Annotated in this window: 23 protein-coding genes; 16 read left to right on the forward strand and 7 right to left on the reverse strand. The window is 57.4% G+C overall.

What is annotated here, in order from left to right; translation table 11 throughout:
* Position 1: 1 nt before the first annotated feature.
* The 6 genes from ABXR19_RS13420 to ffh form a co-directional block, all read right to left on the reverse strand.
* Entirely contained in the window at positions 2–2,878 is a 2,877-nt protein-coding gene (locus ABXR19_RS13420) for a hypothetical protein (RefSeq protein WP_354601650.1), read from the reverse strand.
* Positions 2,879–2,895: 17 nt separating this feature from the next.
* Positions 2,896–3,426, reverse strand: a complete 531-nt coding sequence (locus ABXR19_RS13425) for a pilus assembly PilX family protein (protein WP_354601651.1) — start codon at positions 3,424–3,426, stop codon at positions 2,896–2,898.
* A 2-nt stretch (positions 3,427–3,428) separates the two neighbouring features.
* On the reverse strand, positions 3,429–4,475 hold the full coding sequence (locus ABXR19_RS13430) for a prepilin-type N-terminal cleavage/methylation domain-containing protein (RefSeq protein WP_354601652.1): 1,047 nt from the start codon (positions 4,473–4,475) through the stop codon (positions 3,429–3,431).
* Positions 4,465–4,899 (reverse strand): type IV pilus modification protein PilV, encoded by a 435-nt coding sequence (pilV, locus tag ABXR19_RS13435; protein WP_354601653.1) that lies wholly within the window; start codon positions 4,897–4,899, stop codon positions 4,465–4,467. The genes ABXR19_RS13430 and pilV overlap by 11 nt, the downstream gene beginning before the upstream one ends.
* Complete coding sequence (locus ABXR19_RS13440; protein ID WP_435594327.1) at positions 4,871–5,296, reverse strand: GspH/FimT family pseudopilin; 426 nt, start codon at positions 5,294–5,296, stop codon at positions 4,871–4,873. Before ABXR19_RS13440 ends, pilV begins: the two co-directional genes overlap by 29 nt.
* Before the next feature lie 404 nt (positions 5,297–5,700).
* Positions 5,701–7,062, reverse strand: a complete 1,362-nt coding sequence (gene ffh, locus ABXR19_RS13445) for a signal recognition particle protein (RefSeq protein WP_354601655.1) — start codon at positions 7,060–7,062, stop codon at positions 5,701–5,703.
* A 73-nt stretch (positions 7,063–7,135) separates the two neighbouring features.
* Here ffh and ABXR19_RS13450 point away from each other — a divergent pair, with 73 nt between their 5' ends.
* From ABXR19_RS13450 to argB, 14 genes are all read left to right on the forward strand, one after another.
* Complete coding sequence (locus ABXR19_RS13450) at positions 7,136–7,933, forward strand: cytochrome C assembly family protein (protein ID WP_354601656.1); 798 nt, start codon at positions 7,136–7,138, stop codon at positions 7,931–7,933.
* A 200-nt stretch (positions 7,934–8,133) separates the two neighbouring features.
* On the forward strand, positions 8,134–9,849 hold the full coding sequence (pilB, locus tag ABXR19_RS13455) for a type IV-A pilus assembly ATPase PilB (protein WP_354601657.1): 1,716 nt from the start codon (positions 8,134–8,136) through the stop codon (positions 9,847–9,849).
* A 16-nt stretch (positions 9,850–9,865) separates the two neighbouring features.
* Complete coding sequence (locus tag ABXR19_RS13460; RefSeq protein WP_354601658.1) at positions 9,866–11,101, forward strand: type II secretion system F family protein; 1,236 nt, start codon at positions 9,866–9,868, stop codon at positions 11,099–11,101.
* The gene (locus ABXR19_RS13465; protein WP_354601659.1) at positions 11,098–11,952 is read left to right on the forward strand and encodes a prepilin peptidase; all 855 of its coding nucleotides are present in this window, start codon (positions 11,098–11,100) and stop codon (positions 11,950–11,952) included. The genes ABXR19_RS13460 and ABXR19_RS13465 overlap by 4 nt, the downstream gene beginning before the upstream one ends.
* Positions 11,953–12,079: 127 nt before the next feature.
* Positions 12,080–12,376, forward strand: a complete 297-nt coding sequence (locus ABXR19_RS13470; protein ID WP_354601709.1) for an FmdB family zinc ribbon protein — start codon at positions 12,080–12,082, stop codon at positions 12,374–12,376.
* A 12-nt stretch (positions 12,377–12,388) separates the two neighbouring features.
* The gene (locus ABXR19_RS13475) at positions 12,389–12,988 is read left to right on the forward strand and encodes a DUF502 domain-containing protein (protein WP_354601660.1); all 600 of its coding nucleotides are present in this window, start codon (positions 12,389–12,391) and stop codon (positions 12,986–12,988) included.
* Between the two features lie 80 nt (positions 12,989–13,068).
* Entirely contained in the window at positions 13,069–14,865 is a 1,797-nt protein-coding gene (gene aspS / locus ABXR19_RS13480; protein WP_354601661.1) for an aspartate--tRNA ligase, read from the forward strand.
* An 83-nt stretch (positions 14,866–14,948) separates the two neighbouring features.
* Positions 14,949–17,051, forward strand: coding sequence for a S9 family peptidase (locus ABXR19_RS13485; protein WP_354601662.1), 2,103 nt, complete (start codon positions 14,949–14,951; stop codon positions 17,049–17,051).
* Positions 17,052–17,122: 71 nt separating this feature from the next.
* Positions 17,123–18,754 (forward strand): tetratricopeptide repeat protein, encoded by a 1,632-nt coding sequence (locus ABXR19_RS13490; RefSeq protein ID WP_354601663.1) that lies wholly within the window; start codon positions 17,123–17,125, stop codon positions 18,752–18,754.
* Positions 18,755–19,135: 381 nt separating this feature from the next.
* Positions 19,136–19,513, forward strand: coding sequence for a guanyl-specific ribonuclease (locus ABXR19_RS13495; RefSeq protein WP_354601664.1), 378 nt, complete (start codon positions 19,136–19,138; stop codon positions 19,511–19,513).
* The gene (locus ABXR19_RS13500; RefSeq protein WP_354601665.1) at positions 19,510–19,965 is read left to right on the forward strand and encodes a barstar family protein; all 456 of its coding nucleotides are present in this window, start codon (positions 19,510–19,512) and stop codon (positions 19,963–19,965) included. The genes ABXR19_RS13495 and ABXR19_RS13500 overlap by 4 nt, the downstream gene beginning before the upstream one ends.
* Positions 19,962–20,426 (forward strand): dihydroneopterin triphosphate diphosphatase, encoded by a 465-nt coding sequence (gene nudB / locus ABXR19_RS13505; RefSeq protein ID WP_354601666.1) that lies wholly within the window; start codon positions 19,962–19,964, stop codon positions 20,424–20,426. Before ABXR19_RS13500 ends, nudB begins: the two co-directional genes overlap by 4 nt.
* Before the next feature lie 256 nt (positions 20,427–20,682).
* On the forward strand, positions 20,683–21,099 hold the full coding sequence (locus ABXR19_RS13510) for an Hsp20/alpha crystallin family protein (protein WP_354601667.1): 417 nt from the start codon (positions 20,683–20,685) through the stop codon (positions 21,097–21,099).
* Between the two features lie 196 nt (positions 21,100–21,295).
* Positions 21,296–22,189: an acetylglutamate kinase gene (argB, locus tag ABXR19_RS13515; protein WP_354601668.1), complete on the forward strand. Its 894-nt coding sequence runs from the start codon at positions 21,296–21,298 to the stop codon at positions 22,187–22,189.
* A 142-nt stretch (positions 22,190–22,331) separates the two neighbouring features.
* Here the strand turns inward: argB and ABXR19_RS13520 are convergent, their stop codons facing one another.
* A complete protein-coding gene (locus tag ABXR19_RS13520) occupies positions 22,332–22,595 on the reverse strand; it encodes an acyl carrier protein (RefSeq protein WP_354601669.1) in 264 nt (87 codons plus the stop codon).
* Positions 22,596–22,677: 82 nt separating this feature from the next.
* Between ABXR19_RS13520 and ABXR19_RS13525 the strand changes: the two genes are divergently transcribed.
* Together ABXR19_RS13525 and ABXR19_RS13530 are read left to right on the forward strand one after the other, a co-directional pair.
* Positions 22,678–24,288 (forward strand): acyl-CoA ligase (AMP-forming), exosortase A system-associated, encoded by a 1,611-nt coding sequence (locus tag ABXR19_RS13525; RefSeq protein WP_354601670.1) that lies wholly within the window; start codon positions 22,678–22,680, stop codon positions 24,286–24,288.
* A complete protein-coding gene (locus tag ABXR19_RS13530) occupies positions 24,285–25,523 on the forward strand; it encodes a pyridoxal-dependent decarboxylase, exosortase A system-associated (RefSeq protein ID WP_354601671.1) in 1,239 nt (412 codons plus the stop codon). The genes ABXR19_RS13525 and ABXR19_RS13530 overlap by 4 nt, the downstream gene beginning before the upstream one ends.
* Positions 25,524–25,537: the final 14 nt, after the last annotated feature.

Consider the following 25,537-nt stretch of genomic DNA (forward strand, 5'->3'; position numbering starts at 1 on the left):
ATCAGAAGAAGTTGGTCAGCTCGCGCCAGTTCAGGCGTTGCTTGATCTGGCCCGCGCCCGGCGCCAGCAGGCCCGTATCCTTCGACGAACCTGTCAGAACACCGGTTTTGCCGTTAAAAATCGTTCCCGAGCCACCTACCGCCTGACCGTCCCCGATCAGATTCATCAGGTTGTCAGCAATATTTTCCGTAACCTTGAAGGTCGACCCTGCCGGCGCGGCAGCGCCCGTCAGCAAATCCAGCGGCCCGAATGCATAGCCCTTGGTTTCCGTCGTACAAGAGTCGATCACCTTGGTCTTCGTCACGTACATGATCACTTTGCCATTAACGATATCCGGCGCCGCCGTAATCTTTGTCGTATAGCCCGCACCCGTTACAATTTTCGGCACATTCTCACCGGACGACTCAGCATCACCACTGGCGCTCAAGCCCGTCCACCACACTGGCGCTGTCCAAGTACCGCCCACGTATTTCAATACGGTCAGGCGCCGCGCGGTTTGCGCCGTCAGCACGACCCCAGAACCGTTACCCGAGGCAACGGGCGCGCCATTCACATTCAGAATCGCATCAGTAGCCAGCAGATCCTTGTCGCCCGGTGATGCAACCAATTGCCCGGTCGTATCGCTGCGCTCAACCCGGCCGGAACTGGTGCCAAAGTAGATCGCGTCGTCCGTCACATACAGCAAGTTGCTCGACACCTTGACCACCGGTGCGGCCGCGGCCGGCAAAACAGCGAGCCCACCGCTGGCGGTCTTGAATTTAACGGCAGTCGGCACTGAAGCGTCTTTGCCATCCAGACGGCGCACCATCAACTCCACTCCTGCAGTTGAATCCCCGTACACATAGGCTACCTTGAGCGGATCACCACCTGAATCGGCGGCTGCGGGGGTGGGTGCGGCGCCACCGGATGGCCCACCTGCAATTCCTTGCCAGTTAGCCGACATGGCCTTCACACCAGCTGCATCCCCAGCCAGTGAGGCCGAACCTGGTGAAAACTTGCCCACAGAATCATCCAGCCATGACACGCCCTGCAGCACATCACCATCAGCACTGACCTTGATGGAAAAGTGCACTTGCCCGCCCATTGCCGTACCGACAACATAGGTTTCGGTAACGTAATTATCCGAAGAGTCTTTCACTGTCTGGGTAATCGCCGCGATCTGCCCCCACGGATGTTTCAAAGCCAGATCGGCGTACTTGGCGGTATGCGGCAGCAACTGACGCGGGATCCAGCCCCAGTTCAGGGCGCCGCCACCATCAGCCAACTCGCCCGCCTTCACCGAATAAAGAATGCCGTCATCGGTCGCAAACAGGACGGACTTGCCAACGATGATCGGATTCGTCCGCCAGGGCGTCCCCAGCAGCGCCGTCTTGTCGCGTCCGCCCAGCTTGGCCGCGTAAGCCGCATTGGTCGGATCGAGAATCTGCGCCGCCGAACTGGTCAGCGTCTCGACACCAACGGTCCCCGTGAATGCCGCGGCGGCAGTTGTACTCAGAAGCTCGAAATCCGAGGCTGTGCCCCCAAAACTGCCGGCCACCTGGGTCCGGATTTTTTCATTACGGTTTGTAACGTTTTGCCGATCCGCCGCATCCCAAAGTGGAGCAGTTTCCTGGGTGCTATCGCTCTTGAGTTTGAAGGCCTTCAGATGCCCAGAAGTGCCGAGGGAACCATCCGCCTGATAGTCGGCCTGCATGGTGCGATAAATGATTGATCCAGTCTGGCTGATTTTTTCAACAGCGGGCGGCGAGAGTGAATACGCGGACATATCCGTGGATCCACCGGCCTTGGATTTAAAATAAAACTGGGTTTTATTATTGGCCTGCATGCCGATATCGCCAGCCGCGGTAATCGAGCCCACCAAGGTAAATGGCCCGGTCCCAAGATACGCACCTGCGTGCTGGACGTATATATTTGCTGCAATTGAGATGCCAGCCTGAGCGTCCAATGCTCCATTCAGCACATTAATTTCTAGATTATTGGAATTTTGTTCGCCCATTGCCCGCGGCGCTTGTGCCTGACCACAGTCAACTCCACTTGCAGGCGCGTAATTTATACAAGTAGGCCCTGCTTTAAGCTGTACACCCTTTATGGACGACGATGGGATGTTTCCAAGAAAATTCAGAACAACCGGATCATCTGAGCTTGCCAGCGGATCTGTAATGATGGGACAGCCTGCGCTATGACTAAATTCATCAATATAATTCTGCCCCTTTGCAAAGACGACACCGCCAGAAGATGTGCAGTACAAAGTCTTGATTTTTACTGGGCCCGAAAAAATAATTTTGGTTTTCGCATTAACAGAGATCTCGCCATAATCTCCACCAGGCATCGTAACCACATAGCTGGAGCCCGCTGTGGCAAGCGAACCCTGCCCACCCGAACCAGGCAACTTTAGCGCGGCATTAAGATTAGCGTCCGATGCTGGAATATTAAGATTCTGCACATTCGTCGTATTCAACTGCCCATCGGTCGACAGCCTTACATAAAAACTAGACGAGCTCGCCAGAAACGGAATCTCTGGTCGCACAGCAGCTGGAGAACCATCGGCTTTTACAGCAACGCCAGTATCCCCACTAACATCCGTATTGATGGACTTGCACTCCTCGTCGGAGTTAACCGTTGTCGTATCAATCAGGGCCTGTAAAAGACGGCCTTTATTCGCCGACACCGTCGGAGAGTTATATAAAATAATTTTATTCGTACAGCTATTATTACCGCCAGAACCGCTAAAATCAATCTTATGATCGCCGATTACCGACAGTGCTGCATCCGGCGCCGTGCCGCAAGTCGCCGCAGCCAAGGCCGCCGAACTGGCAAACAAGTACAAACCCACCATACCTGCCGCGCCAAGCCTTCTAATCTGTGCATGCATCATCATTGCGCTCCCGGTATTACTCAGAATTCTTTTGAAGTTGACAGCACCACATAGGTGCCTTGCTTGATGCCGCCGGCTTTGGCGTAAATCGTGAAGCGCGGCCGCACAGAAGTCTTGTTCACATTGCCATTACTCGCCTGAAACGCCTGATCAAGCTGAGGGGCCGTCCCCTCATAAACCACCATGTAATACAGTTCGGTCACCCGGTCAGCCGCCGTCGCCTTGATCGATTTACTCACGTCCCAGTCAGAATTCATCTCGGGCACGACATCTTCATGGCGCACGAAATAACCCGTACCTTTGTTTTTGACAGCAAGGCGCACGTCCTCAACCGCAGCAACAAGCTTCACTGCAGCCTCAGCCTCCTTGAGCACACCTTCAGCCGCAAACATGGCGCGCTGACGATCGCTCCAGCCCGCTGCTCCGCGCGCCTCGGTGGTGGCAAGGAAAAACCCGCCAGCCGCCAACAGTGAAACCATGATCAGCATGATCAGCGCAACAACCAGCGCTGCGCCGCGTTGCTTTTGGGAAGAAAAAAACGCTTTCATCATATTCACTGATTCCGTACAGCAACATTCATCTGCAAAGGCAGATAAAGATATTTATCAGTCGGCACGGTCACCCCGGCAAACTCGGTAACGGAGACCTTGCCGCCTGCATCAGCGGTTTTTTCAGACTGCACCAGCATCTGAAGACTGACCGAACGAACCTTGGGCCAGTCAGTCAAGCCAACATCACTGGCCTTGTTATCAAGATCATCCGCAATCGCGTCGTCATTGGTATCAAGATCGTAGGTGAGCTGCATCGCGTAGATGCGCGCGGACACCAAGGCTGGCGCACCATCTCTGGCACTCAAGCGATACAAACCTTTTTGATTATTCACCGTGCCGATAAACCACCACACGGAATCGAGCCGCCCCACAGAGGAATCCTTGCGGAATTTGGCTCCGATATTGCCATCCTGATTACCCTGCCCCCAGACGCCCGACAAGGCACCACCGGCATGCTTCAGGTTGACCTTGTCGGCAGAACCCGCAAGCACATCTGTGACCTGGAATTTGGCCCAGTTAACACAATCGGTCACCACAGCAATGTCATGTGCCTTAAAAGGCTCCAACGGTGTTTTAACGACCACGTCGACCGTTCCGTCAGCCATATCGTCAGAGGTGCGCGTCAAGGTGCCGTTGATGCCGGTCACCACCAGCACGCCAGAATTGGCATCGGGATTAGCTGCGCGCACCACATCCAGCCCGTAGGGAGCATCTGCGGCTCCTGCAGCAGGCAAGGTAGTGCCATTCAGGTAGGCCTTGATGCCGCCTTTGGTTACATCAAAAACCATCTGATTCAAACGGCCATCAATGGGATTGGCTACGGGCCAGCAACCGAAATCGCCGGCAGCCCGAATATCGCGAGCCATGCCATCCATGGCGATACGCCCCTCCGCCTGAACATCCGACATCTGCCCGGACATACGGTTAGTAACACGCTGAGTTACAAACAATGCCAGAGAACCACCCACGACGATCAGCCCCAGCACTAGGGCGATCATGAGCTCGACGAGCGTAAAGCCGCCATTGCGGCGACGAAGATCAGTTGTCATACATGTCGTACCGGGCAGTAACTTTGTCCCGCCCTGGAGGCGTCCATGAGATCAATACCGAGCAGGCCTTGTTAACACAGCCAACGGCGGCCTTGCCGTCCGGCAAATCACGTTGAAGCGCAGCTAACCACTCTCTGGCACGCCCCTCAGAAAGGCTGTTTGCGACAGTGCCTTCGACAATGCCGGTCCAGGTCGTCTTGTCGTTAAACCGATCAAAGGCCAGCGCATCCATTGCGTCGTGCGCAAAGGTAGAGGCCAACACCGTATAACGCGAGTCCGAATTCAGGCGCACGCCTTCGACCTGCAGCTTCAGGGCGCCCAGCAAACCCAGAGACAACACCAACACCGCAATCAACACCTCAATCAGGGTGGAGCCGCGCTGCGCTGCAAGGGCTTTAGATGACTTTGACTGTTCCGCCAACATTGATTGTTACCGTCCTGGTTATATCGCCCGATTTGAAGGTATAGCTCAGCGCCTCGGCATTGTTCGCAACGCCATTAGGTAGAAAAACGATGGTCTTCCCCGCGTCACCCGAAAAACTGGCGCCTTCATACTTCGAGCCAAAATCAGCTTTCGTCAGACACCCCAGCACCGTTGCACCCTGAGTAATTGCCCAAGCGGCGGCATCGCCACAGTCCGTGACAGGGCCGTTGATTGAAAGGGTCGTACGGCGCCCAGTCTGCGAGGCAATCGCCCGAGCATTAGCCACCGTGCGCGCTAGGCCCTCTGAAGCCATCATGGCCCGACCGGCACGGACCTGGCCCGTAAAACTGGGTACAGCAATCGCCAGCAAAACGGCCAGCACTGCCACGGCGATCATCAACTCAACCAAGGTAAAGCCATGTTCACGCCTACCCACCTGAAAGGAGGACCTATTTTTACGGGTTTGAAGCACGATCAACCACCCCCACGAAAACACCGACAAATCAGCCAGACAGACGCCACCAACAGATCAGGGTATACATCTAAGCATCTTCCTCTACGGGAGTCATCATGCAATAACCCAATCCATGCCGCAAGGGTAATTCTGACAAAGAATATGGCATGAAAGACAAACGGCTCCCTGCAAGCAACGACCGAAGGCTCTCGTTTGTTCAAATTTTCAACAAATCGCTCAGCAAACACCAAGCTCCGTAACGCCTTGCCTTTTGGCGTCACAAAACCTCTAGAAATGAAAATCCGCCGAGACCTGCCCAAACGGGCAATCGACGAATGGCGCGTGCCTTACATCCCCGGCAGCATTCCTTTGAGCCCCCCCATGCCGCGCATGAGCTTGCCCATTCCACCCTTGGAAAACTGTTTCATCATTTTTTGCATCTGCTCGAACTGATTGAGCAGGCGATTGACTTCCTGCACCTGCACACCGGCACCAGTTGCTATCCGGCGTTTGCGACTAGCTTTGATCAGATCAGGATGGGCGCGCTCAAACGGCGTCATGGAGTTGATGATGCCCTCTACCCGACCCATGGCTTTTTCTTGTGCGCCACCTTGCATCTGCTGAGCGGCTTGGGCGAATTGCGCTGGCATTTTGTCCATCAGACTTGAAAGCCCCCCCATCTTGCGCATCTGGCCGATCTGCTCCTTGAAATCATTCAGATCAAAGCCTTTGCCCTTTTTGAGCTTGTTGGCCAGATCCATCGCCGATTTCTCGTCAACCGCGGAGCGAGCCTCTTCGACCAGAGACAAGATGTCGCCCATACCGAGAATCCGGCTGGCCATGCGATCCGGATGAAACTCATCCAGACCACTGAGTTTTTCACCCACACCGGTAAACTTGATCGGAGCGCCTGTGACATGGCGTACCGATAGAGCTGCACCACCGCGCGAATCGCCGTCGAGCTTGGTCAGCACAACACCCGTAAGCGGCAGCGCCTCATTAAAAGCTCTGGCAGTATTGACGGCGTCTTGCCCGGCCATGGCGTCGACGATGAAGAGGGTTTCGATCGGCTTGATCGCAGCGTGCAGTTGCTGGATCTCCAGCATCATCTGCTCGTCAATCGTCAAACGGCCTGCAGTATCGACCAGCAGCACATCAAGGTAATGGCGCTTGGCAAAATCAATGGCTGCCAAAGCAATATCGACGGGCTTCTGCGAGATTTCCGAGGGAAAAAACTCGGCTCCAGCCTGCCCTGCAACAGTTTGTAACTGGGCAATCGCCGCTGGACGATAGACGTCACAGGAAACAACCAGCACTTTTTTGCGCTGCTTTTCCTTCAGATATTTGGCCAATTTGCCAACGGTGGTCGTCTTGCCGGCGCCTTGCAGACCGGCCATCAGAATTACCGCAGGCGGCTGCGTTGCGAGATTGAGCGCTGACTGCGACCCGCCCATGATTTCGGTGAGCTGCTGTTGCACGACACCAACCAATGCTTGACCCGGCGAGAGCGAAGCAATCACCTCTTGACCCAGAGCTTTTTCCTTGATCCGGGCAATCAGATCCTTGACAACAGGCAGAGCCACGTCTGCCTCAAGCAAGGCCATGCGCACTTCGCGCAGCATCTCGGCAATATTCTCTTCGGTCAGTCGTGCCTGTCCGCGCAAAGTCTTGACAACATGCGCAAGGCGATTTGTAAGGTTATCCAGCATGAGGAGGCGATCCGGCAAATGATCAGGAGAGGCAAGTATTCCGCCTGCACCCGATGGGCGTTAAACTGAGGGAATGGGAAACATTCTACTGCATCTGCTTCCGGCCTTGCTTTACGCAACGCTGGCCGCAGCCTGCCTGCAAAACAACAAGAACCGGCGCGCATGGACCTCGGCTTTGCTGCTATCCGCACTGCTGGCCCATGCTTGGCTCCTCGAAAACATCCTGTTCAACCAAGGTGATTTGCACTTTGGCTTGAGTACAGCACTATCTTTGACCTTGTGGCTGGCCATGGCGATCTACGCGCTGGAAGCTCTGGTTACGCCACTTAACGGCCTACTCAAGCGCGCATCCCCCATCGCGGCTATATCCTGCCTGCTTCCCTTGATCATCACGGGCCACCCTCAAGCGCTAGTGCTCACGAACTGGGCATTCAAAGCCCATATCGTGGTTGCCATGCTGGCATACAGTCTGTTTACACTCGCAGTATTTCACGCGATTGTTCTGACTGCAGCCGAACACGAACTTCACCAACCACAAATTGGGGCAGAGCAAGACATGCCGCCATTGCTTACGCTGGATAACATCCTTTTTCGGCTGATTACAACAGCCTTCGTTTTTCTGACTTTAACAGTCGGCTCTGGCCTGTTTTTCTCGGAGAAAATTTTTAACAAGCCACTCATGCTGAACCACAAAACAGTGTTCGGCATCGCTTCCTGGCTGCTGTTTGCAACGCTTTTGGTGGGACGAAAGACTTTCGGCTGGCGCGGAAAAACAGCTACTCGCTGGCTGCTGGCTGGCTTCATTGTTCTCTTGCTGGCCTATGCAGGAACCCGATTTGTGCTGGAATTTCTTCTGGGGCGCAGTATCTAAGGCCAGACGCTTCAGCAATGTCGATCCTGTGCCGACAATATGAAGCATCTAGTCTGGTTAGTTTTTCTGCCCGAAGCCTTACCGGCCCCGACTATCGGTGTCGAAAATGCCACAAGGCGGTTTACAATCTCCAGAATTACAGTGCAACATCAAGAAAACCACGTAACCCATTGAAAGTTTTGTAGATAAAGCACCCCTAAATGGCTTCTGTTCAACAAACCTCTCTGAGCGGCCTTGCTCGCGCCTTGGTACAACACGGCCGACTGACGGAAGCTGATGCACAGGCCTGTACCGCGCAAACGGGAAATCCAGGCGGTTTTGTGGCTGAATTGGTGCAGCGCAGCCTGATGAAACCTGCAGAAGTGGCTACGTTTTGCTCAGTAACCTTCGGCAGCCCTTGGCTTGACCTTTCGGCCTATGACGAAAGCTACGTTGCGAAGGATGCGATTGACGCCAAACTGATGGCAAAACATCAGGTCATCGGACTGAGCAAGCGTGGCAACCGGATTGCCGTTGCTCTGGCAGATCCAACCAACCTTCGCGCACTGGATGAGATTCGCTTCCAGACAGGCTTGGCGGTCGACCCTGTTGTAGTAGAGGTGGACAAGCTTGGCCAATGGCTGAAAAAGCTCACAGAATCAGCATCCTCAGTCCTGAGCACACTGACGACGAATGACGAATTCGATCTGGACGGCATGATTGATGCACCAATCGAAGACGCCCAAGCGGATGCCGCTGCGGGTGAAATTGATGATGCACCAGTCGTTCGTTTCATCCAGAAAATGCTGGTCGACGCCATCAATGAAGGCGCCTCCGATATCCATTTTGAGCCTTACGAAAAGTTTTATCGCATCCGCTTCCGTACCGACGGCATCCTGCGCGAAATTTCTCAACCGCCCTTGGCGCTGAAAGAAAAAATTGCAGCACGGATCAAGGTTATTTCGAGACTGGATATTTCAGAAAAACGCGTACCACAAGACGGCCGCATGAAGCTGGTTCTGTCAAAAAACAAAGCCATCGATTTCCGGGTATCAACCCTGCCAACCATGTATGGCGAAAAAATCGTCATGCGGATTCTGGATCCTACCAGCGCCATGCTGGGGATCGACGCTCTGGGTTACGAGCCAGACCAAAAGGCAGCACTACTTAATGCGGTTGAAAGACCTTACGGTATGGTGCTGGTAACTGGCCCGACTGGTAGCGGCAAAACTGTTTCGCTATATACCTGTCTGAACATTCTGAACAAACCTGGCGTCAACATTTCCACGGCAGAAGACCCGGCGGAAATCACCCTGCCTGGCGTCAATCAGGTCACGATGAACGACAAGGCTGGACTCAACTTCGCCGTATCACTCAAAGCATTTCTGCGCCAGGATCCCGACGTCATTATGGTAGGTGAAATCCGCGATCTGGAAACCGCCGAAATCTCGATCAAGGCATCCCAAACCGGCCACATGGTGCTGTCAACACTGCACACCAATGACGCTCCGACAACACTTGAACGCCTGAAGAACATGGGCGTAGCACCCTTCAATATCGCATCAAGCGTCATTCTGATTACTGCCCAACGATTGGCCCGGCGCCTGTGTTCGTGTAAAAAGCCCATCGATATCCCGATGGAAGCATTGATGCAGGCAGGCTTTACGGAAAGTGATCTGGGTGGTGACTGGCAAGCTTATGGCCCTGTAGGCTGCGAACGCTGCAAAGGCACGGGTTACAAAGGACGTGTCGGCATTTATCAAGTCATGCCCATCTCAGACGAAATTCAGCGCATCATCATGACGGGCGGCAATTCGATCGACATCGCCACGCAGGCGCAAATCGAAGGCGTCCAGGATCTGCGACAATCAGGCCTTCTCAAGGTCAAACAGGGAATGACATCCCTGACAGAAGTACTCGCCACCACCAACGAGTAATTTACGGAAAACCGACATGGCCACAGCAACTCGCACCGTCCGCCGGCAAAGAGACGAACCCAAGGAAATCATTTTTACTTGGGAAGGCAAGGACAAATCAGGAAAAATTGTTCGCGGCGAACAACGCGCACTTACCGAAAAAGTGGTCCAGGCCACTTTGCGCCGTCAGGGCATTTCTGTAACCAAAGTCAAGAAACGTTCGTTTGGCCGCGGATCGAGCGTCAAATACAAAGACATTGCCATCTTCACACGCCAGTTGGCGACCATGATGCGCGCCGGGGTTCCGTTGCTACAGTCATTTGACATCTCCATCAAAGGCACCAGCAATCCAGCTTTAGGCCGTTTACTGAACGAGATCCGCACAGAAGTCGAGACGGGCACCAGCCTGTCTAACTCGCTGCGCAAACACCCGACCCACTTCGATGCACTTTACTGCAATCTGGTTGCAGCGGGCGAACAGTCCGGCGCACTGGAAAACTTGCTGGATCGCATCGCCATCTATCAGGAAAAGATGCTTGCGATTCAAAGCAAAATCAAAGCCGCTCTTTTCTATCCAATTTCCGTGCTGGTTGTCGCGTCAGGCGTCACCGCAGTTATGATGATTTTCGTCATTCCACAGTTCAAAGCTGTATTCACCAGCTTTGGTGCGGACCTACCAGCCCCAACTCTTTTCGTCATGGCAATTTCAGATTTTGTGGTCGCCAACGGCTTTCTGATTTTGGTCGCTATTATTGCTGCGGTTGTCGGTTTTTCCATGGCTTTCAAACGCTCGCTGGCTCTGCAAGCCTGGGTTGACCGTGCCAGCCTGCAGATCCCTGTGATTGGCGACATCCTGCGCAAAGCCACGATTGCGCGCTGGACTCGCACGCTGTCAACCATGTTTGCGGCGGGCGTTCCGCTGGTAGAAGCTTTGGATTCCGTTGCCGGCGCGGCAGGCAATCACGTTTATAAAGTTGCCACCAGAACCATCCAGAACGAAGTCTCGACCGGCACCAGCCTGACCGTCGCAATGCAGGGCGTTCAGGTGTTTCCAGCAATGGTGGTTCAAATGGTCTCCATCGGTGAAGAGTCCGGTCAGCTGGACAGCATGTGCGGCAAGGTTGCAGACTTTTTCGAACGTGAAGTTGATGACATGGTGGCAGGCCTTTCGCAACTGCTGGAACCTATCATCATAGTGTTCCTCGGCACCCTGATCGGCGGCATGGTTGTCGCCATGTATTTGCCAATCTTCAAACTGGGCGCTGTGGTTTGAGCTTCCTCCATTTTATTCAGGATCCGGCGCTACTCGTTTGCCTGTGCGCCGGCATCGGGCTGTGCGTTGGCAGCTTTCTCAACGTCGTCATCCACCGCCTCCCCAAGATGCTAGAGCGGTCTTGGCAAGAGGACGCAGCCGAACTGCGCGGGGAGCCTGCTCCAGATAGTCCAAAAATCAGCCTTTCAATGCCCCGGTCGCGCTGCCCGCACTGCGGACACCTGATTACGGCAATGGAAAACATCCCACTGCTGAGTTATCTGGTATTGCGCGGCAAGTGCCGACATTGCCGTGCGCCTATCGGGATTCGCTATCCGGTTATCGAACTGCTTACGGCCCTGCTCTCCGCAGCTGTCGCCTGGAAATTCGGACCAACATGGCAAACAGCAGGAGCATTGCTGCTGATATGGGCGTTGGTCGTACTGACATTCATAGACTTGGATACGTTCCTGCTGCCTGACGACATCACCCTGCCTTTGCTATGGCTGGGTTTGGCGCTAAACATCAACCAGGTCTTTGTCGCACTTGATGCAGCAGTTATCGGCGCAATCCTCGGCTACCTTTCGCTGTGGTCGGTGTATTGGCTGTTCAAGTTGGTGACCGGCAAAGAAGGAATGGGCTATGGGGACTTCAAACTCCTCGCCGCAATCGGCGCATTTCTGGGTTGGCAAGCCCTGCCTGCGGTCATAATGCTTTCGTCTGTCGTCGGCGCCTGCGTAGGCATCAGCCTGATGGTTTTTGCCAAGCATGGCCGCGAGACACCTATTCCTTTCGGCCCTTACCTTGCCGCAGCAGGCATTCTGGCATTGTTTTTTGGCGAAACGCTGAGCAAGCTCTTCGTACCAATCTGACGCAGCTTGAAAGCGCGTTAGCCCGCCCCAATTGTTGCTTGAGCCGAACCAGCATTGCAGCGCAATGCTGGTTACTGGTTTTTCCTGTCGCGCCAATGCGTTAGAATCCATCCTTTCGAGGAAACACATGCCTATTTACGAATACCGCTGCGCTGACTGCGGCCACAAAAAAGACCATCTCCAGAAGCACAGCGATGCGCCGATTGCCGCTTGTCCAGCCTGTGGCAGCCCCACATACGCCAAGCAACTGAGCGCTGCGGGCTTTCAGCTTAAAGGCAGCGGCTGGTACGCCACCGACTTCAAGGGCGGCTCAAAAAACAGCACATCTTCGCCAGCTTCCAACGGTACGACGACTGCTGCGGTGTCAGAACCAAGCACGGCGACGCCCGCCCCAGCCTGTGCAAAGAACTGCGCCTGCCACTGAGGTCTGAGTTTTATGAAAAAATATCTGATCACCGGCCTTCTGGTCTGGATTCCGCTTGTCATCACGGCGTGGGTTTTGCGATCCATTGTCAGCACACTGGATCAATCCCTGCTGCTGTTGCCGGCATCCTTGCAGCCCGACAACCTGATTGGCTTCAAGCTCTGGGGCTTGGGCACCCTGATAACCCTGCTGGTCGTTGTTGGTACGGGCATGGTGGCCTCCAACCTGCTAGGACAACGCTTGGTCAGGATATGGGAAAGCGTGCTCAGCCGCATTCCCGTAGTCAAACAGATCTACTCCAGTGTCAAACAGGTGTCTGACACGCTACTGGGGCCTGGCGGTCAGGCTTTTCGCAAGGCTCTGCTGATTCAATATCCACACCAAGGCAGCTGGACAATTGCTTTCCAGACGGGTCAGCCTATCGGCGAACTGGCGCAGCATCTGCCAACAGATTCAGTCAGCGTCTACGTACCGACCACACCCAACCCGACCTCGGGCTTCTTTCTGATGATGGCGCGCAAAGACGTCATCGAACTAGAGATGTCTGTTGATGAAGCCTTGAAATTCATCATCTCGATGGGCTCCGTTGCGCCCGAACAAGGCAAACACTAAAACCTCCGTCGACAGCACATGCTGGCGGCTTGGCAACATCATTCAAAACACAATAAACCACCGGATCACGGAGATCATTGATGCGTACCACATATAGCGGCCTCGTTTCCGCCGCTCACCTCGACCAGACCGTAACCCTTTTTGGCTGGGCTCATCGCCGTCGCGACCACGGTGGCGTTATTTTCATTGACTTGCGTGATCGTGAAGGTCTAGTGCAGATCGTGTGCGACCCCGATCGCGCCGAGACTTTCAAAGTCGCCGAAGGCGTCCGCAATGAGTTCTGTTTGAAGGTGGTGGGCAAGGTGCGTCGTCGCCCGGATGGCACGACCAACAGCAACCTGATCTCCGGCGAGATCGAAGTACTGGCCTACGAACTGGAAGTGCTCAATCCTTCGGTCACGCCGCCCTTCCAGATCGACGACGAAAACCTCTCGGAAAACGTGCGCCTGACGCACCGCGTGATCGACCTGCGCCGCCCTGCCATGCAGCGCAACATGATCCTGCGCTACAAGACTGCACGCGCATTCCGTCGCTACCTGGACGACGCCGGCTTCATCGACATCGAAACCCCGATGCTCACCAAGAGCACGCCGGAGGGCGCACGCGATTACCTCGTACCGAGCCGCGTACATGACGGTGAGTTCTTCGCCCTGCCTCAGTCACCGCAGCTCTTCAAGCAACTGCTGATGGTGGCCGGTTACGACCGTTACTACCAGCTCACCAAGTGCTTCCGCGACGAAGATCTGCGCGCCGATCGCCAGCCGGAATTCACTCAGGTCGATATGGAAACATCCTTCCTCACCGAGGACGAGATCACCGCGATCATGGAAGACCTGATCCGCTACGTGTTCAAGGATGCCATCGACGTCGAGCTGCCCACGCCCTTCCCGCGCATCAGCTACGCCGAAGCCATGACCCGCTATGGCTCGGACAAGCCGGATCTGCGCGTGACGCTGGAACTGGTCGATGTCGCCGATGCTATGAAGGATGTGGCCTTCAAGGTCTTCGCTGGCGCCGCCAACGACCCGGGCTGCCGCGTGACCGCCCTGCGCGTGCCGGGTGGTGCCGCCATTTCACGTGGCGAGATTGATGGTTACACCGAGTTCGTCAAGATCTACGGCGCCAAAGGTCTGGCTTACATCAAGATCAATGATGTCACCCAAATCAACGAAACCGGCCTGCAATCACCGATCGTCAAGAATCTGTCCGAAGCCTCGCTGAAGACCGTGATTGAACGCACCGGTGCGCAAAGTGGCGACATCATCTTCTTCGGCGCCGACAAGGCCAAGATCGTGACAGACGCGCTGGGCGCCTTGCGCAGCAAGATCGGCCACGAAAAGGGTCACGTCGACGGTCGCAAGTGGGCGCCGGCCTGGGTCGTCGATTTTCCGATGTTCGATTACGACGAAGAGAACAAGCGCTGGGTCGCCTGCCACCACCCCTTCACCAGCCCGAAGGACGAGCATCTGGAGCTGCTCACCACCGATCCGGGCAAGTGTCTGGCCAAAGCCTACGATCTGGCCCTGAACGGCTGGGAACTCGGCGGCGGCTCGGTGCGTATCCACCGCGCCGATGTGCAGGAGAAGGTCTTTGCAGCGCTTGGGATCGGCGAGGAAGAAGCCCAGCTCAAGTTCGGCTTCCTGCTCGACGCACTCAAATATGGAGCTCCCCCGCACGGAGGTCTGGCCTTCGGTCTGGATCGTATCGTTACCATGATGACCGGTGCCGAATCGATCCGCGACGTGATCGCCTTCCCCAAGACCCAACGCGCCCAGTGCCTGCTCACGCAAGCGCCCAGCCCGGTCGACGAGAAGCAATTGCGTGAACTGCACATTCGTCTGCGTACCGTGCCAAAAGCTGAAGAAACGGCCAAATAAGCAGCAACATCGCTAGCCATGCGAGGGCCGCAAGGAAATCTCCTTTGCGGCCCTTGTGCTTTTAATCCTCAAGGCACGCCACTTTGAAACTCGACCTCTCGCTTACGCCTCCCACCGCCCCCCAGCGCCCGAAAAAGCTCGTCGCCCACGGTCACACACGCATCGATCCTTACCACTGGCTGCGCAAGGTCAAGAGCGCCGAAGTGCTCGACTACCTGAAGGCTGAGAACGCCTACGCCGAAGCCGTGCTGGCGCCGCTCCAGCCGCTCCAGGAAACGCTGTACACCGAGCTGCTGGGACGCATTCAGGAAGCGGATCTGTCGGTACCGGTGAAGTTCGGCCCCTGGATGTATTACAGCCGCACCGTGCAGGGCGCGCAGTACGCGGTGCATGCACGCAAACGCATCACGGACGCAGGCTGGGAGACCTCGCCGGAAGAAGTCCTGCTGGATGAAAATCTGGAAGCTGAAGGCAAGGCCTTCTACGAGGTCGGCGATTACGAGGTCAGCCCGTCCGGCCGTTACCTGGCCTGGACTGAAGACACGCGCGGCCAGCGCACTTACCGCCTGCGCGTGCGGGATCTGATTCGCGGCAAGAACCTGAAGTTCAGCCACAAGGGCGTGGTCAGTCTGGCTTGGGCAGAGGATGGCGGCTCATTGCTTGAAGACCCGCGCCCCACCTTGTTCTTCGTCACGGAGGATGTACAGACCAAGCGTGCGAGCCTGTTCTGGCGGCAAGACCTTGGAGAAGCGCAGCCGACGCGGCTCTTCGAGGAGCGCGATGAACGCTTCAATCTCTACGTCGCCAAGACCCGCAGCCTCGGCCTGCTGGTCTTGAACTCGACCAGCCACACCACTAGCGAAACGCGCATTCTGCCCGCCGACCAGCCGAATGGGCGCTGGCGCATCGTGGTCAAACGCCGCGCGGGCGTGGAATACGAGATTGATCACCATAGCGACACGCTGTTCATCCGCACCAACGATCTCGGCCCGAATTTCCGCCTCATCAAGACGCCACTGGCTGACTGGCAAGCCACCAACTGGCAGGAAGTGCTGCCGCTGCGCGAAGACGTTGTTCTCGAAGGCATCGAACTCTATCGCGACACTCTGGTCTGCAGCGAACGCAAGAACGGCTTATCGCAGCTATCGATTACTGATCTGGCCAGCCAGCAAACCCACCAGATTGCCTTTGCCGATCCGGCCTATGTGGTCGATATCGAAGACCTGCCTGAGTGGGATTCGCCGATCCTGCGCTACAGCTACGAATCGATGACCACGCCGCCATCGATCTACGATTACGATCCACTGACGCGCCAGACCACGCTGCTCAAACGCCAGCCGGTGCTGGGCGATTTCGATCCGGCACACTACATCGCCGAGCGCATCGAAGCCACGGCTGCCGATGGCACGCTGATTCCGATTTCACTGGTCTATCGCAAGGGTTTGCCGCGTGACGGCAGCGCGCCACTATGGCTGGATGGCTATGGTGCCTACGGCATCACCAACGATCCGTGGTTTTCCTCGACGCGCCTGTCGTTGCTGGATCGCGGCTGGGTCTTTGCCGTGGCCCATGTGCGCGGCGGTGGCGACCTGGGTCAGGCCTGGCATGAGACAGGAAAGCTCCAGCACAAGAAAAACAGCTTCAGCGACTACATCGCCTGCGCGCAAACCCTTATCCAGCAAGCCTATACGCGTCGGGGCCGGATTCTAGCCAATGGAGGCAGTGCTGGTGGCCTGCTGATCGGTGCGGTGCTGAACATGGCCCCCGAGCTGTTCGGCGCGGCCATCCTCGAAGTACCCTTCGTTGACGTGGTGACCACCATGCTCGACGCCTCGCTGCCGCTCACCGTGGGTGAATACGAAGAATGGGGCAACCCTGCCAACAAGGCCGACTATCGCCGCATGCTGGCCTATTCGCCTTACGACAACCTCGCCGCCCGCGCCTACCCGCCGATGCTGGTGGAAGCCGGTCTGCACGACAATCAGGTAATGATCTGGGAGCCGGCCAAGTATGTCGCCAAACTGCGCACCCTGAAGACCGACACCAACCCGCTGCTCTTCCTGACCACATTGGAGGCCGGCCACGGCGGCGCCTCGGGTCGCTATGACTCCCTACGTGAACGAGCCCGTCAGTTGGCTTTTGCGCTAAGCGTTCTGGGATCTGCTGCCGAAAACTCAGCACCCTAAAGAAAATCGCCACCCTGCCGTTGCATAAGCAGATCGGGAACATCCCAGCTCCCGCTACCTACGGTGGACGCATGCCGCAAGATATCGAAGAGATTTCGGTACTGATTGTCGACTCCAATGCCAGCATGCGCACGCAGTTGCGCACCATGCTGGCCTTGTGCGGCATCACCAAACTGGCGCTGGCCGTCTCGGCTGGCGTGGCGGTACGCAAGCTGCGTGACCAGAATTTCGACATCATCCTGTGCGAATACCACCTGGGCGAAGGACAGGACGGCCAGCACCTGCTGGAAGATCTGCGCAGCCATCACCTGATCCCGCTCTCCAGCATCTTCCTGATGATCACGGGCGAAAGCCTGTATGAAAAGGTGGTTAGCGCTGCCGAACTGGCACCCAACGACTACATTCTCAAACCTTTCTCCTCCGACAAGCTGCTGAGCCGCCTGTCGAAAGCACTGGAAAAACGTGACGTTTTCATGCCTGCCTACAAGCTGATCGAGGCCGGCAATACACTCGAAGCGATTGAAGCCTGTCGCAAAGGCGAAATCGACAATCCACAATACCTGATTGATTTCATGCGCCTGCGTGCCGAGTTGCACCTGATTGCTGGCCAAGCCAATGAGGCACAGGAAGTTTACGCAGTAGTCGTCGAAAACCGGGCGGTGCCTTGGGCCAAGCTGGGCCTGGCCAAGACCCTGTATATGCAGAAACGCTTCGACGAGGCGGAAGAACAGCTGCAAGGCCTGCTCGAAGAAAATGCCATGTATCTGGACGCTTACGACTGGCTGGCGAAGACCCGTGAAGCCGCCGGCCGCTTGCACGAAGCCAAAGAAACTCTGGAAGAAGCCATCAAGGTTTCACCCCACACGATGCGCCGCCTGCGCAAGCTGGGCGAAGTATCAGCCGAGATCGGCGACATGGAGACTGCTTCAAAAATGATGAGTACCGTTGTCGCCAAGGGCAAATACTCGGATTTTCGCGACCCCGAAGACCACGTCCAGCTTGTCAAAGCCCAACTGGGTATGGGCGATACCGTGGGCGCGGCCAATACCCTGCGCGATCTCGACCGCAACATGGATGGCCTGCCCAAGACGGCTCTGTGCAAGGCACTATCCACGGCAATGGTCGCCACCCATGCGGGCGACTCAGATAAAGCCAACGCCGCGCTGGACGAAGCCATCCGCTTCAACGACCCACGGCTGGGAGCTTCGATTGGTCTCAAGAAAAATCTCGCGCGCATTTGCCTCGAAAACAAGCAGGATGACAAGGCCGCCGACGTGATCATGGATGTGATGCGCCACGCCGCCGACGATGAGGCCGTGGAAGCCATCAAGAACATGCTGGTAGCGCTGGGCCGTCCAGAGCTCGGCGCCGAACTGGCGACACGCGTACGCACCGAGGTGCGCAGCATCATGAGCGAGGGAGCCCAACTCGCCCAGAGCGGAGACTACGACGGCTCAGTACGCCAAATGCTCCAAGCAGTCGACAAACTCCCCGGCAACACACACGTACTCTTCAATGCCGCGCTGGCGCTGCTCAAACACATCGAAAACATCGGCTGGAATGACCACTTCGCCAGCAATGCAAAGAATTTCATCGAACGCGTTCGCAAACAGGATCCCGGCAACAAGCGCCTGGCTGCGCTGGTTAACTACTTCCACGCACTGCTCAAGAAAAACGGCATCAAGCCGGAGCAAGTCAGATAAGTGCTGAGTGCTGAGTGCTGAGTGCTGAGTGCTGAGTGCTGAGTGCGCAATATGCAGCCCCAGAGAGCCGCACCTGTCAAGCTTCTTCAGCCCTCCTGCCCGCAGAAGCTTATCGGGCGCGACTCTGCGAGCATGCCCACGCAGGAGCTAGCGCCGCTGGCGATCCACGCTGGCAAATCGCCAGCTGCGCTAGCTCCTACACCCCCCTTCCTCAAAGCCGCCTCCGCATTGCCTCTGCAACACACCTGCCCGAAGACCCAATTCGGAAGCGGCTCTACAAGCACGCCCACTCAGTCCTCAGTACCCATTGCTCAGTCCTCCGCCGCAAGCGGCAAGCCGCCACGCTGCTAAACTGCGGCTTTCCCTCGCGGCGTTACGCACATGTCTGTCCTGCGATCATTCTTCATCTGGCTGCTCCTTGCCCTGCTTGCGAGCAGCAGTGTTCTCGCGGACGCACGCAGTTTCTGGAGCCGGCAGGATGACCCCGCCACTATCCAGCGCCAGCAGCTGCCACTTGAAGCGCAAGAAACCCTCGCGCTGATTGAGCGTGGCGGGCCCTTCCCGTATCGGCGCGATGGCGTCGAATTTCAGAACCGCGAACACCGCCTGCCGCAGCAGACACGCGGCTACTATCGCGAATTCACCGTGCCCACGCCCGGTGCGCAGGATCGTGGCGCACGGCGCATCGTTGCCGGTGAGCAACGCGACTATTACTACACGCCCGACCACTACCGCAGTTTCAAACGGATCGCGCCATGAAAATCAACGCCCTGCCCGCCAATGCAGTCCAGCTCTTGCGCCGGCCCGAAATAGCCGGCGTATATCAAGCCACCGACGACACCGCCCGTACCCTTTTTCAGGCTGGCCCGGCTGCTGGTTTCAATGTCTATCGCATCGACCTGGGCAAAGCCCGCAACGCCGACTCCCTGCATCGCATCCTTGCCCGCGGTCTGCACTTTCCGGACTGGTACGGCGGCAACTGGGATGCGCTGGCTGACTGCCTGACGGACATGTCCTGGAACGAAGCCGATGGGTATCTACTGATTCTGGTGCATGCCGAAACCCTGCAAGCCGCCGACCCGGCCTGTTTCTCAAGCCTGCTGGAGGTGCTCAATGAAACCGTCACCGCTTGGCAAACCCAAAAAATCAGTTTCTGCTGCCTGCTGACCGGTACTCATACGGAATTGCCCGTCCTCGGAGTCAGCACTTGAGCGCCGGCTTCAAACAACCCGTTTCCGTATTGGTGCTGATCCACACACCGAACAAGCACGTGCTGCTGATTGAGCGCGCCGCTCATCCCGGCTTCTGGCAATCTGTGACCGGCAGCCGCGAGGGTGAGGACAGTCTGCTCGACACGGCACGCCGCGAAGTCGAAGAAGAAACCGGCATCCGCGCGCCAACCAGCGCCTTTCAGGATTGGCGCATCAGCAATCATTTCGAGATCCTTGAGCAATGGCGTCATCGCTACGCCCCCGGCGTCAGCCACAATACCGAGCACGTGTTCAGCCTGTGTGTGCCCGAACCGATCGAAGTGCGCCTGGCGCCCGACGAACACCGCGCCCAGTGCTGGCTGCCTTGGCAGGAAGCTGCGCGCAAATGCTTCTCGTGGACCAATCAGGATGCGATCCTGATGCTAGCGCGTCAGCCGGCACTGCGCAGCTCACTTCAATAACAAAATGCGATTGCGCGGCAAGCGGAGAGCCGCAGCAGGCGGTACTCTTCAGACATGCATTGCGCACAGCCAGACACACCGAACATCTCCAGCCACACAACCTGAAGAGTCAATACCCGCGCGGTTCTACAGCCTGTAAATCTCCATCAAAAGCGCTCAAATTTGAGTCACTTTTTGCCTTGAAAACTGACACGGACAGCCCTATCTTGATGGTGCGGGGGAGGCCAATCCCCTTCAAGCAGGAAAGGAGCACATCATGGCAAACATCGTACGTACTGATCCTTTGGAGGATCTGTTTCGCGGCTTCTTCGTACGTCCGCTTGATGTTGGCGCGAACTGGTGGGATGCGCCCAGCGTGAAGCTTGATGTTCGCGAAGCTGGCGACACATACATGATCGAAGCCGAACTTCCGGGCATGAAGAAGGAAGACATTCATGTGCAAATCGACGGCAGCGTTGTGTCGATCACGGGAGAACGGAAGCAAGAACGCGAAGTAAAGGAAGGCGAACGCCTGCTACGCATGGAGCGCAGCTATGGCAAGGTTTCACGGAGTTTTGATATGGGCGCCGACTTGGATGATGCACATGCCGTTGCCAAATTCCATGATGGCGTACTGGAACTCAAGCTACCCAAGAAAGCTGGCGTGAAAGCCAAACAGCTGGCCATCGCGTAATGCAGGTCTGGTGCAGGGGCGAGCCTGTTTGCACCCGCCACTTGTAGTCCGGCGTAGTCGGGCGGACAGGTTAGCCCCTGTGGCGGTCGATGAGGATCAACCGCCATTCAAGAAAAGGCAGCGTCCATGAGGGCGCTGCCTTTTTCATGCGCTAAAATCACGACTTCCTCAGATTCACGCTTCAGGTAAAACGTCCATGCCCGCAGAACTCCAGCAGCTTGCCCCAGCCCTCAAGGCCGAAATTCTGGCCGAGGCACTACCCTACATCAAGCGCTTCTTCGACAAAACCATCGTCATCAAATACGGCGGCAACGCGATGATCGACCCGAAGCTGCAGGAGAGCTTCGCGCGCGACGTGGTGCTGCTCAAGCTGGTCGGCATGAATCCGGTGGTAGTGCATGGTGGCGGGCCACAAATTGACGACCTGCTCAAACGTGTCGGCAAGCAGGGACAGTTCATCCAGGGGATGCGCGTCACCGATGCCGAGACCATGGACATCGTCGAGATGGTGCTGGGCGGGCAGGTCAATAAGGACATCGTCAACCTCATCAACAAGCACGGCGGCAAGGCTGTCGGCCTGAGTGGGGCGGACGCAGGCTTCATCCGCGCCAAGAAGCTGATGATGCCGGACAACGAACATCCCGGTGAAGTACTGGATATCGGTCAGGTTGGCGAGATCACCCAGATTGACCCGACCATCATCACCTTCCTCGACTCCGGCGACTTCATCCCGGTGATCGCGCCAATCGGTGTGGGCGCTGACGGCGAAACCTACAATATCAATGCCGATCTGGTCGCCGGCAAGCTGGCTGAAGTACTCAAGGCCGAGAAGCTGGTGCTGCTGACCAATACGCCCGGCGTGCTGGACAAGGAAGGCAAGCTGCTCACCGGCCTGACCCCGCGCCAGATCGACGAACTGGTGGCCGATGGCACGCTATCGGGCGGCATGCTGCCCAAGATCAGCTCGGCGCTGGATGCAGCGCGCAGCGGCGTGCATGCCGTGCACATCATAGATGGACGCGTTGAACACTGTCTGCTGCTGGAAATCCTGACCCATCACGGCGTCGGGACGATGATCAAGAGCAAATAAGGAATGCAGCCCGGATGAAGCTCAGCGGAGTCCGGGCTTGGCGCACAAATGAAAAACCGGATTGCAGCCAACTGGCCGGCATCCGGGTTCACGGCTGTTTTTGCAGGAGCGGCCAGAGGCCGCGCCTAGCTACCAAGACCCATCAAGCAGCCAACTTGTTCGCCACAAAAGCAGTCAGGGTGCCAACGGTCTCGAAGGTCGAGCCATCGATGTCATCGTCGGCCAGGTGAAAACCGAAGTGTTCTTCCAGCGCGGCAATCACGCCCACCACGGCCATCGAGTCCAGCTCGGGCACGGCGCCCAGCAAGGCGGTCTCGTCATTAAAATATGCGGCGCGGCCGCCCAGACCAAGACTTTCTTCCAGCACCTGTAGCACAGCCTGACGAGTAATATCGAGCGAAGACAAAATCGAATCCTTGGTTTTACGGCACGAAAGCGCGGCATTATAAGCCTTGTAGCCGACAACTCCCGGCAAGAAACCTCAAACCATGTGTGATTCCTGGCTACTTCACCACCTCATCGAACGCAGCGCGGCACGCGCCCCTGCTGCGCCCGCCCTTACGACAGCCAGCCAGACGCTTGATTACGCGCAGCTGTGGCAGGCCGTGCAAGGCTTTGCGAACAGTCTCGCGGCACTCGGCATCAACCGCTCCGGGCGCATCGGCATCTATCTGGAAAAACGGATCGAGACCGTCGTCGCCAGCTTTGGCGCCAGCGCGGCCGGCGCTGTCTTCGTACCGATCAACCCGCTGCTCAAAGCCGAGCAGGTCGCCTACATCCTGCGCGACTGCAATGTGCAGATGCTGGTGACTACGGCCGAACGCCTGCCGTTGCTGGCTGAAGTCCTCGCACAGAGCCCGGACCTGCGCCACGTCGTCCTCACCGGCAGCCTGACCCGCGCCAGTGAAGCCCCCTACCAGACCCACACCTGGACTGATCTGCAAATAGATGTAACTGCGGACGTAAGTGCGGTTGCCACAGCACAACCCGCACCGACTGAACTCGACATGGCGGCGATCCTCTACACCTCCGGCAGCACTGGCCGCCCCAAAGGCGTGGTGCTGTCGCACCGGAACATGGTTGTGGGTGCCAAGAGCGTGGCCGAATATCTCGGTAATCATGCCGGCGACAGCTTGCTCGCTGCCCTGCCGCTATCGTTTGACGCCGGTTTCTCACAGCTCACCACGGCCTTTCATGTCGGCGCACGCGTCGTGCTGCTCAATTACCTGATGCCACGCGACGTGATCAAGGCCATTGAGCGCGAACGCATCACCGGCCTCACCGCCGTCCCGCCACTGTGGATACAGCTGGCTGCACAGCCTCTCCCAGAGGGCATCTCCAGCCATCTGCGCTACATCGCCAATACTGGCGGGCGTCTTCCGGCAGCCACCTTGCAGACCCTTATCCAGAGCTTGCCTTCAGCCACCCCCTATTTGATGTACGGGCTCACCGAAGCCTTCCGCGCAACCTACCTTGATCCGGCCGAAATTGCCCACCGCCCAGACTCCATCGGCAAGGCCATCCCGAACAACGACGTCTTCGTGTTGCGCGGTAACGGCACAGAATGCGCCGCCGACGAACCCGGCGAGTTGGTACAACGCGGCCCCCTGGTGGCCATGGGCTACTGGAACGACACAGAGAAAACCGCCGAACGCTTCCGCCCCCTGCCCGCCGCGCTGCGCCCCGCTGGCCTGACGCTGCCGGAGATCGCCGTGTTTTCTGGCGACACTGTGCGCCGCGACGCAGAAGGCTTCTTGTATTTCATCGGCCGCAACGACGAGATGATCAAAACCTCCGGCTACCGCGTCAGCCCCAGCGAAATCGAAGAAGAAGCCTATGCCACGGGGCTGGTGAGTGAATGCGCGGCCATCGGCGTGCCCCATCCAACCCTGGGCGCGGCCATCGTGCTGATTGCAACACCTGCGCAAGGCACCGATACGGCCAGTCTGCTCGCCGTGCTGAAAGCCCGCGTACCAGCCTATCAAGTGCCCGCCCACATCGCCCTGCGTCACGAAGCACTGCCACGCAATCCCAATGGCAAGATCGACCGCAAAATGCTGGCGAGGGATTTTACCGACCTGTTCGAGGGCAACAAATGAACACCCCGGTCAAACCCCGCCACGCCCCCATGAAGCAGTTCCCCATCGTCGATGGAGAACTGCAGATCGGTGGCAAGCCCGTTTCACAACTGGCTGAAGAACTGGGCCAGACGCCCTTCTACGCTTACGACCACAGCGTGATCGACGCGCAGATCGACAAGCTGCGCGCGGCGCTACCAGCCAGCATCCAGCTGCATTACGCGATCAAGGCCAATCCGATGCCGGCGCTCGTGCGCCACATGGCCCAGCGCCTCGACGGGCTGGATGTGGCCTCCGGCGGGGAACTGGCCGTCGCGCTGGCCACCGGCGTCAGTCCGCATGAAATCAGCTTTGCTGGCCCGGCCAAACGCGAGCCGGAACTGGAAGCCGCCGTGCGTGCCGGCGTGCTGCTCAATGTCGAATCCTTCCGCGAAGTCGAGCTGCTCGCCAAGCTCTCGCAGCGCCTCGGCCTGCCCGCGCGTATGGCAGTGCGGGTGAATCCCGATTTTGAACTCAAGTCATCCGGCATGAAGATGGGCGGCGGGCCAAAACCCTTCGGCGTGGATGCCGAGGAAGTGCCCCGCCTGCTCGCCCGCATCGGCGAACTCGGTCTGGCCTTCGAAGGGTTTCATCTGTTTGCTGGCTCGCAAAACCTGCGCGCCGAGGCCATCATCGAGGCCCAGCAACTCAGCTACGCACTGGCCCTACGACTGGCCGAACATGCGCCAGAGCCGGTACGCACGCTGAACCTTGGCGGCGGCTTCGGCATCCCGTATTTCCCCGGCGACACACCGCTGGATCTCTCCCCCATCGCCGCGAATCTGGCGCAACTTGTTGAGCGCGCCAGCGGCGAACTGCCGCAGACCGAGCTGGTCATCGAGCTGGGTCGCTATCTGGTCGGTGAAGCCGGTGTGTATGTGTGCCGGGTCATCGACCGCAAATTCTCGCGCGGGCAGACTTTCCTCGTTTGCGACGGAGGTCTGCATCATCACCTCGCCGCCTCGGGCAATTTCGGCCAGCTGATCCGCAAGAATTACCCCGTCATCATCGGCAACAAGGCAGAACCTGCAGAAACCGAAGTCGCCTCGGTAGTCGGCCCGCTGTGCACACCGCTGGATATCCTAGCGGATCGCATGGAGCTGGCCGTCGCCGAGCCGGGCGATCTGGTGGTGGTGTATCAGAGCGGCGCCTACGGTTTCACAGCCAGCCCGCGCGGCTTTCTGGGACATCCGCAGGCAGTGGAAATCCTGCTCTAGGCCTTCCTGCCTTA

The organism is Uliginosibacterium flavum, assembly GCF_040566545.1.
GTDB lineage: Bacteria > Pseudomonadota > Gammaproteobacteria > Burkholderiales > Rhodocyclaceae > Uliginosibacterium > Uliginosibacterium flavum.

Excerpts from the sequence above, each read along its gene's own strand:
- ABXR19_RS13440 (WP_435594327.1), bottom strand. The coding sequence starts at position 5,296 with ATGATCGCCGTGGCAGTGCTGGCCGTTTTGCTGGCGATTGCTGTACCC.
- ABXR19_RS13475 (WP_354601660.1), top strand. The coding sequence starts at position 12,389 with ATGAAAAAATATCTGATCACCGGCCTTCTGGTCTGGATTCCGCTTGTC.
- ABXR19_RS13420 (WP_354601650.1), bottom strand. The coding sequence starts at position 2,878 with ATGATGATGCATGCACAGATTAGAAGGCTTGGCGCGGCAGGTATGGTG.
- aspS (WP_354601661.1), top strand. The coding sequence starts at position 13,069 with ATGCGTACCACATATAGCGGCCTCGTTTCCGCCGCTCACCTCGACCAG.
- ABXR19_RS13460 (WP_354601658.1), top strand. The coding sequence starts at position 9,866 with ATGGCCACAGCAACTCGCACCGTCCGCCGGCAAAGAGACGAACCCAAG.
- pilB (WP_354601657.1), top strand. The coding sequence starts at position 8,134 with ATGGCTTCTGTTCAACAAACCTCTCTGAGCGGCCTTGCTCGCGCCTTG.
- ffh (WP_354601655.1), bottom strand. The coding sequence starts at position 7,062 with ATGCTGGATAACCTTACAAATCGCCTTGCGCATGTTGTCAAGACTTTG.
- pilV (WP_354601653.1), bottom strand. The coding sequence starts at position 4,899 with ATGTTGGCGGAACAGTCAAAGTCATCTAAAGCCCTTGCAGCGCAGCGC.
- ABXR19_RS13500 (WP_354601665.1), top strand. The coding sequence starts at position 19,510 with ATGAAAATCAACGCCCTGCCCGCCAATGCAGTCCAGCTCTTGCGCCGG.
- ABXR19_RS13430 (WP_354601652.1), bottom strand. The coding sequence starts at position 4,475 with ATGACAACTGATCTTCGTCGCCGCAATGGCGGCTTTACGCTCGTCGAG.
- ABXR19_RS13510 (WP_354601667.1), top strand. The coding sequence starts at position 20,683 with ATGGCAAACATCGTACGTACTGATCCTTTGGAGGATCTGTTTCGCGGC.
- ABXR19_RS13450 (WP_354601656.1), top strand. The coding sequence starts at position 7,136 with ATGGGAAACATTCTACTGCATCTGCTTCCGGCCTTGCTTTACGCAACG.
- ABXR19_RS13490 (WP_354601663.1), top strand. The coding sequence starts at position 17,123 with ATGCCGCAAGATATCGAAGAGATTTCGGTACTGATTGTCGACTCCAAT.
- ABXR19_RS13525 (WP_354601670.1), top strand. The coding sequence starts at position 22,678 with ATGTGTGATTCCTGGCTACTTCACCACCTCATCGAACGCAGCGCGGCA.
- ABXR19_RS13425 (WP_354601651.1), bottom strand. The coding sequence starts at position 3,426 with ATGATGAAAGCGTTTTTTTCTTCCCAAAAGCAACGCGGCGCAGCGCTG.
- ABXR19_RS13495 (WP_354601664.1), top strand. The coding sequence starts at position 19,136 with ATGTCTGTCCTGCGATCATTCTTCATCTGGCTGCTCCTTGCCCTGCTT.
- ABXR19_RS13470 (WP_354601709.1), top strand. The coding sequence starts at position 12,080 with ATGCCTATTTACGAATACCGCTGCGCTGACTGCGGCCACAAAAAAGAC.
- argB (WP_354601668.1), top strand. The coding sequence starts at position 21,296 with ATGCCCGCAGAACTCCAGCAGCTTGCCCCAGCCCTCAAGGCCGAAATT.
- ABXR19_RS13530 (WP_354601671.1), top strand. The coding sequence starts at position 24,285 with ATGAACACCCCGGTCAAACCCCGCCACGCCCCCATGAAGCAGTTCCCC.